7 protein-coding genes are annotated in these 6,893 nt (G+C 71.1%); 6 read left to right on the top strand and 1 reads right to left on the bottom strand.

The window, feature by feature from the left end; genetic code table 11:
- The first annotated feature begins 148 nt into the window (after positions 1 to 148).
- The 6 genes from LRS14_RS03950 to rbsD all read left to right on the top strand — a co-directional run bounded on the left by LRS14_RS03950 (position 149) and on the right by rbsD (position 6,043).
- Positions 149 to 1,141 (top strand): sugar ABC transporter substrate-binding protein, encoded by a 993-nt coding sequence (locus LRS14_RS03950; protein WP_257798678.1) that lies wholly within the window; start codon positions 149 to 151, stop codon positions 1,139 to 1,141.
- 20 nt (positions 1,142 to 1,161) lie between these two features.
- Positions 1,162 to 2,700, top strand: a complete 1,539-nt coding sequence (locus LRS14_RS03955) for a sugar ABC transporter ATP-binding protein (protein WP_257798679.1) — start codon at positions 1,162 to 1,164, stop codon at positions 2,698 to 2,700.
- 93 nt (positions 2,701 to 2,793) lie between these two features.
- On the top strand, positions 2,794 to 3,678 hold the full coding sequence (locus tag LRS14_RS03960; protein WP_404977572.1) for an ABC transporter permease: 885 nt from the start codon (positions 2,794 to 2,796) through the stop codon (positions 3,676 to 3,678).
- 21 nt (positions 3,679 to 3,699) lie between these two features.
- Positions 3,700 to 4,710, top strand: coding sequence for a LacI family DNA-binding transcriptional regulator (locus LRS14_RS03965; RefSeq protein ID WP_046111307.1), 1,011 nt, complete (start codon positions 3,700 to 3,702; stop codon positions 4,708 to 4,710).
- Complete coding sequence (gene rbsK, locus LRS14_RS03970; RefSeq protein ID WP_257798680.1) at positions 4,707 to 5,639, top strand: ribokinase; 933 nt, start codon at positions 4,707 to 4,709, stop codon at positions 5,637 to 5,639. The genes LRS14_RS03965 and rbsK overlap by 4 nt, the downstream gene beginning before the upstream one ends.
- Complete coding sequence (gene rbsD, locus LRS14_RS03975; protein WP_257798681.1) at positions 5,636 to 6,043, top strand: D-ribose pyranase; 408 nt, start codon at positions 5,636 to 5,638, stop codon at positions 6,041 to 6,043. Before rbsK ends, rbsD begins: the two co-directional genes overlap by 4 nt.
- Positions 6,044 to 6,072: 29 nt before the next feature.
- Here rbsD and LRS14_RS03980 read toward each other — a convergent pair whose 3' ends face one another.
- The gene (locus LRS14_RS03980; protein WP_310740794.1) at positions 6,073 to 6,360 is read right to left on the bottom strand and encodes an HPF/RaiA family ribosome-associated protein; all 288 of its coding nucleotides are present in this window, start codon (positions 6,358 to 6,360) and stop codon (positions 6,073 to 6,075) included.
- Positions 6,361 to 6,893: the final 533 nt, after the last annotated feature.

Below are 6,893 nucleotides of genomic sequence, written 5' to 3' on the forward strand. Positions count from 1 at the left end.
CAGCAAGGCCGTGGCACTAGGGAAAACAAGGAGCAAAAGGTCGGTGCGCAAACGTTTGCGCAAACGTTTGCGCGTACTAGACTGCACGCCGCCGGCCCACAGGCGCACGACAGTACGGCACCGCTCATCCCGACTCAGGAGACAAGACATGACCTCACGCATTCCGTCCGCTGCTGCTTCCCTCTTCACCCGCCGCCGCTGCGCGCAGGTGTTCGGCGCCTCCGCGGCGCTGGTGCTGTCGGCCGCGCTGCTGCCGGCCGCCCACGCCGCCGACAAGCCCAAGGTCGCGCTGGTGATGAAGTCGCTGGCCAACGAGTTCTTCCTGACCATGGAGCAAGGCGCCAAGGCCCACCAGAAGGAAAACTCGGGCAAGTACACCCTGGTGGCCAACGGCATCAAGGACGAGACCGACACCGCCGCGCAGATCCGCATGGTCGAGCAGATGGTGGCGCAGAAGGTCGATGCGCTGGTGATCGCGCCGGCCGACAGCAAGGCCCTGGTGCCGGCCATCAAGAACGCCATCGACAAGGGCGTGCTGGTGGTCAACATCGACAACCGCTTCGATACCGCCGCGCTGAAGGAAAAGGGCATCAAGGTGCCCTTCGTCGGCCCCGACAACCGTGCCGGCGCCAAGCTGGTGGGCGATGCGCTGGCCAAGACGCTGAAGTCCGGCGACAAGGTGGGCATCATCGAAGGCGTGTCCACCACCTTCAATGCGCAGCAGCGCACGCTGGGCTACCAGGACGCGATGAAGGCCGCGGGCATCACCGTGGTGGGCGTGCAGTCGGGCCAGTGGGAGATCGACAAGGGCAACACCGTGGCCGCCGGCATGATGCGCGAGCACCCCGACCTGAAGGCCCTGCTCGCCGGCAACGACAGCATGGCCCTGGGCGCCGTGGCCGCCGTCAAGGCCGCCGGCAAGACCGGCAAGGTGGCCGTGGTGGGCTACGACAACATCAGCGCGATCAAGCCGATGCTGAAGGACGGCCGGGTGCTCGCCACCGCCGACCAGTACGCCGCCAAGCAGGCCGTGTTCGGCATCGAGACCGCGCTCAAGGCCCTGGCCGACAAGACACCGCAGGCCCAGATGCCCGAAGAGGTGAAGACCGACGTGGTGCTGGTCACCAAGGACAGCAAGTAAGCCGCGAAGGCACGCAGGCCATGGAGCGCACGCGGCTGCTGGTGCTGGAAGGCATCGGCAAGGACTACGCCGCCACCGTGCTGGACGGCGTCAGCCTCTCGCTGCAGCGCGGCGAGGTGCTGGCGCTCACCGGCGAGAACGGTGCCGGCAAGAGCACGCTGTCGAAGATCGTCTGCGGGCTGGTCGATCCCACCCGCGGGCGGATGACGCTCGACGGCCAGCCCTACGCACCCGCCTCGCGCCGCGATGCCGAGCGGCACGGCGTGCGCATGGTGCTGCAGGAGCTGGGCCTGGTGCCCACGCTCACCGTGGCCGAGAACCTGCTGCTGGGCGCGATGCCGCACACCGCCGGCTGGTTGAAGCGCGGCGAGATGGCCCGGCGTGCGCGCTTGCAGCTGGCCCGCATCGGCCTGGACGACCTCGACCCGTGGACGCCGGTCTCGCGCCTGGGCATCGGCCACCAGCAGATGGTGGAGATCGCGCGCAACCTGCACGACGACACCCGCGTGCTGATGCTGGACGAACCCACCGCGATGCTCACCCCGCGCGAGACCGACCGCCTGTTCGAGCAGGTGGCGCAGCTGGTGGCCGCGGGCGTGTCCATCGTCTATGTGTCGCACCGGCTGGAAGAGCTGCAGCGCATCGCCCACCGGGTGGCGGTGCTGCGCGACGGCCGGCTGGTGGACGTGCTGCCGATGCCCGGCCTGCGCGAGGAGGATCTGGTCGAACGCATGATCGGCCGCACGCTGGTCGAGGACAGCGGCCGCGGCCGCCGACCGGCCGGCCCGGTGCGGCTGCGGGTGCAGGGCCTGGCGCGCGGCAAGGTGGTGCAGCCCACCAGCCTGGAATTGCGCGGCGGCGAGATCCTGGGCCTGGCTGGCCTGGTGGGCTCGGGCCGCACCGAACTGCTGCGCCTGATCTACGGCGCCGACAAGGCCGATGCCGGCAGCGTCGAGCTGCTGCCCATCGACGGCGGCGCGCCGCGCACCTGGCGCACGCCGGTGCAGGCGGTGAAGGCCGGCGTGGGCCTGGTCAGCGAGGATCGCAAGGCCGAAGGCCTGCTGCTGCCGCAGTCGATCCGCGTCAACACCACGCTGAGCGACCTGGGCGCGGTGTCCCGCCGCGGCTGGCTCAAGCCGGCGCTGGAAGGCAGCCGCGTGCGCCAGCTGGTGCAGATGCTGCGCGTGCGTTCCAGCAGCGAAGAGCAGCCGGTGGCATCGCTCAGCGGCGGCAACCAGCAGAAGGTGATCTTCGCCCGCTGGCTGCACCGCAACTGCGAGGTGCTGTTGCTGGACGAACCCACCCGCGGCGTGGACATCGGCGCCCGCGCCGACCTGTATAGCCAACTCGAACGCATGGCCGCCGAGGGCCGCGCGCTACTGGTGGTGTCCAGCGACCTGCGCGAGCTGATGGCGCTGTGCGACCGCATCGGCGTGATGAGCGGCGGCCGCCTGGTGCGCAGCTTCGAGCGCGGCGAATGGACCGAACAATCCCTGCTGGCGGCGGCCTTCTCGGCCGCTGCGCCGGCCGATGAAGCAATGAGCAGCGAGCCCGCATGAGCAGCACCCCCCTGACGACCTCCCCCCACCCGCGCCGGCGCGCTGCGCAGCGAGCTGGCCACCTACCTCGGCCTGGCCGTGGTGCTGGTGGCCATGGTGGCGCTGTTCGGCACGCTGAGCGACTACTTCTTCAGCACCGAGACCTTCATCGCCATCGTCAACGAGATTCCCGCGCTGGCGGTGATGGCGGTGGGCATGACCTTCGTGCTGATCGTCGCCGGCATCGACCTGTCGGTGGGCTCGGTGCTGGCGCTGAGCGCCGCGCTGTGCGCCACCGCCATCCTGCAGTGGGGCTGGAGCGTGCCGGCCGCCTCGTTGCTGGGCCTGGGTGCGGGCATGCTGGCCGGCACCATCCTGGGCTCCGTCTCGGTGGCCTTCCGGCTGCCCTCCTTCATCGTGTCGCTGGGCATGCTGGAGGTGGTGCGCGGCGGCGCCTACCTGGTCACCGATTCGCGCACGCAGTACGTGGGCGAGCGCATCTCCTGGCTGGCGCAGCCGTGGCTGGGCAATGTGTCGGCGGCCTTCGTCATCGCGGTGGCGCTGGTGATCGTGGGGCAGCTGGTGCTGAGCCGCACGGTGTTCGGCCGCAGCGTGGTGGGCATCGGCACCAATGAGGAAGCCATGCGGCTGGCCGGCGTCGATCCGCGGCCGATCCGCATCGCGGTGTTCGCGCTCACCGGCCTGCTGGCCGGGCTGGCCGGGCTGATGCAGGCGGCGCGGCTGGAAGCGGCCGACCCGAATGCCGGCCAGGGCATCGAGCTGCGCGTGATCGCCGCGGTGGTGATCGGCGGCACCAGCCTGATGGGAGGCCGCGGCTCGGTGGTCACCACCTTCTTCGGCGTGCTGATCATCGCGGTGCTGGAAGCCGGCCTGGCCCAGGTGGGCGCCAGCGAGCCGAGCAAGCGCGTGGTCACCGGCTGCGTGATCGTGGCCGCGGTGATCGTGGACACGCTGCGGCAGCGCCGCCGCGGCGGCTGAAACTCCAACACCGGAACACCCATGGCCACCATCAAGGACGTCGCGCTGCGCGCCGGCGTGTCGGTCACCACCGTGTCGCATGTGGTCAACGGCACGCGGCATGTCAGTGCCGATGGGCGCGACCGTGTCGAGCAGGCCATCCGCGAGCTCGGCTACGTGCCCAGCGCGGTGGCGCGCAGCCTGAAGCGCAACACCACGCACACCCTGGGCATGGTCACGCCCAACAGCTCCAACCCCTACTTCGCCGAGATCGTTCGCGCGGTGGAAGACCGCTGCTTCGGCGCCGGCTACACCCTCATCCTGTGCAACACCGACGACGAGCCGCGCCGCCAGAGCATGGTGCTGCAGGTGCTGGCGCAGCGGCGCATCGACGGGCTGATCGTCGTCTCCTCCGGCGACGACGCCAGCCTGCCGGGCCTGCTGGCCGGGCTGGAGATGCCCACGGTGCTGCTGGACCGCGAGATCGACACCCTGCCCTGCGACCTGGTGGAAACCGCGCACATGAACGGCGCGCTGCTGGCCACCCGCCACCTGGCCACGCTGGGGCACCGGCGCATCGCCTGCATCGGCGGCCCGCGCGGCCTGGTGCCCAGCGAGCAGCGCATCGCCGGCTGGCGGCTGGCCCTGGCCGAGATGGGCGCCGCCACCGAGGCCGAGGCCGATGCGCTGCTGTGGCACGGCGACTTCACCAGCGAGAGCGGCTATGCCTGCATGCATGCGCTGCTGCGCCACACGCCGCGGCCCAGCGCGGTGTTCGTCGCCAACGACCTGATGGCCATCGGCGCGCTGTGCGCCGCGCACGAGTGCGGCATCGACGTGCCGGGCGACATCTCGGTGGTCGGCTTCGACGACATCGAGCTGGCCCGCTTCAGCAGCCCGCCGCTGACCACCGTGGCCCAGCCCAAGCAGCGCATCGCCGCGCTGGCGGTGGACATGCTGCTGGAACGCATCGAAGGCCGCCGCGCCGACACCCGCAAGGTGGTGCTGCAGCCCGAGCTGCGCGTGCGCGCTTCCAGCGGAGCCGCGCCATGACCGTCGACATCGTGGTGCTGGGCAGCCTGAACATGGACCTGCTGATGCGGGTGCCACGGGCGCCGCTGGCCGGCGAGACGCTGCTCGGTCGGTCGCTGCAGCACCTGCCTGGCGGCAAGGGCGGCAACCAGGCGGTGAGCTGCGCCCGCCAGGGCGCGCATGTGACGATGATCGCCCGCGTGGGCCGCGATGCCGATGGCGATGCCCTGTGCGCCGCGCTGGCGGCCGACGGCATCCGCCTCGACGCGGTGCAGCGCGATGCCACGCAGGCCACCGGCGTGGCGCTGGTGATGGTGGAGGACAGCGCGCAGAACCGCATCGTCGTGATCCCCGGCGCCAACCTGGCGGTGTCGCTGGACGAAGCGGCGTTCGCGGCGGCTCTGCAGGGCGCTGCCTGCTTCGTCACCCAGCTCGAATCGCCGCTGCCGGTGGTGCTGCGCGCCATCGCGCTGGCGCACGAGGTCGGCTGCCCGGTGGTGCTCAATCCATCGCCGATGCAGCCGCTGCCCGACAGCGTGTGGCCGCAGGTGGCCACGCTGGTGGTCAACGAGGTGGAAGCCGCCGAATACACCGGCCTGCCGGTGGCCGATGCGGCCGGCGCGGTGGCCGCGGCGCGTGCGCTGATGCAGCGCGGCGTGGGCCGCGTGGTGGTCACGCTGGGTGCGCAGGGCGCCGTCAGCGTGGACGCCCGATCGGCCTGCCTGCATCCGTCGATGCCGGTGCAGGCGGTGGACACCACCGCGGCCGGCGACACCTTCACCGGCGCACTGGCCGTGGCCTTGGCGCAAGGCGCCGGCCTGCAGCAGGCGGCCGCCCGCGGTGTGCAGGCGGCGGCGCTGTGCGTCACCCGCGCCGGTGCCCAACCTTCGATTCCGCGGGCCGCCGAAGTGGATGCGATGCCCGCGCCTCCTGCCTGGACCGACCTATGAAACGCACCCTGCTGCTGCATGCCGAACTCTCGCGCGTCATCGCCTCCATGGGCCATGGCGACGCATTGGTGATCGGCGACGCCGGCCTGCCCATCCCCGACGCGCCGCAGGGCCCGGGCGGCCCGCAGCGCATCGACCTGGCCGTCAGCCGCGGCGTGCCGGCCTTCGACGAGGTGCTGGCCGCAGTGCTGTCGGAGCTGCAGGTGGAGCGGGCGCTCGTGGCCACCGAAGCCTGCGGCGCGGGCGGCGCCCTGCCCGCCTGGGTGGCGCCGGTCGACGCCAGCGTGCAGGCGGTGAGCCATGAGGACCTGAAGCTGGCCACCCGCGGCGCGCGCGCCGTGGTGCGCACCGGCGAATTCACGCCCTACCGCAACATCGTGCTGTACGCCGGCGTGGTGTTCTAGGCCCGCGCGGCCAGCACTGCGGGAGGCTCCTATCCTTCGGCCTGCGGCCGGGCGCGCTGCAGCCGCCGGAAGTCCTGGCCGCGGCGGGCCTGGCGCAGCAGGAAGCGTGCAGCCCGGGCCAGCGCCGCATCCAGCGCGCTGCGCCAGTCGGCGGCCACCGAGCTGACCACCAGCTCGCCCGCACCGTCCGTGCGCAATGCCACCTGGCAGCGCTTGTCGATGCCGCCGCGTGGTCCGTTCACGTCCGACAAGGCCACCTGCACCCGCGGCACCCGCGCCTTCAGGCGCCGCAGCACGAAACGCAGCCGTCGCTCCACCAGGCCGCTCAGGCCATCGGCTTGCGGGTCGCGGGATTGGATGATGAGGCCGCACGGTAGGCCGCCGCACCCTTCGGACAAAGCAGTGTTTTGCCGAACGGGGCATCGAAGAAACGTGATGGCGGGCCGCGTGCCAACGCTCGTCCATCCCCGCGCTCCAGTCGTTCGGCCTGCCCGCCCAGCTCGCCCTGTACCCCAAGGCCGTACGTCGGCAATGTCCACACGCGAGGCCCGAGCCACTTGTAAGCTGAACGGCACTCACCTCATCAGAAGCTGTCCGGTCCCGTCAGAACCCGCTTGGGCGCTCACCGAATCCGCACCCCCTGGATGCTGGATGGGCAAGCCCTGAAACAGGCCGCTGCCCTCGGTGAAGGCCCACCGGGGGCCTTGCGCATGGCTCCAAATGACCATTGGCGCGCCATGCCGCCGTCGCTAGGATTTCTTACACGGTTGCAGTTGTTTGCGATCGGAAACTTTTTCAATAACTCGGCCCGCCCGAAGCAGGCGGTCCCTGGCAGTACGAGGGTGGCGGG

The sequence above is a fragment of the Aquincola sp. J276 genome (genome assembly GCF_024700035.1).
Lineage (GTDB): Bacteria > Pseudomonadota > Gammaproteobacteria > Burkholderiales > Burkholderiaceae_C > Aquincola > Aquincola tertiaricarbonis.

Coding starts and splice junctions, on each gene's coding strand:
- LRS14_RS03965 (WP_046111307.1), top strand. CDS start 3,700: ATGGCCACCATCAAGGACGTCGCGCTGCGCGCCGGCGTGTCGGTCACC.
- rbsK (WP_257798680.1), top strand. CDS start 4,707: ATGACCGTCGACATCGTGGTGCTGGGCAGCCTGAACATGGACCTGCTG.
- LRS14_RS03950 (WP_257798678.1), top strand. CDS start 149: ATGACCTCACGCATTCCGTCCGCTGCTGCTTCCCTCTTCACCCGCCGC.
- LRS14_RS03960 (WP_404977572.1), top strand. CDS start 2,794: ATGGTGGCGCTGTTCGGCACGCTGAGCGACTACTTCTTCAGCACCGAG.
- rbsD (WP_257798681.1), top strand. CDS start 5,636: ATGAAACGCACCCTGCTGCTGCATGCCGAACTCTCGCGCGTCATCGCC.
- LRS14_RS03955 (WP_257798679.1), top strand. CDS start 1,162: ATGGAGCGCACGCGGCTGCTGGTGCTGGAAGGCATCGGCAAGGACTAC.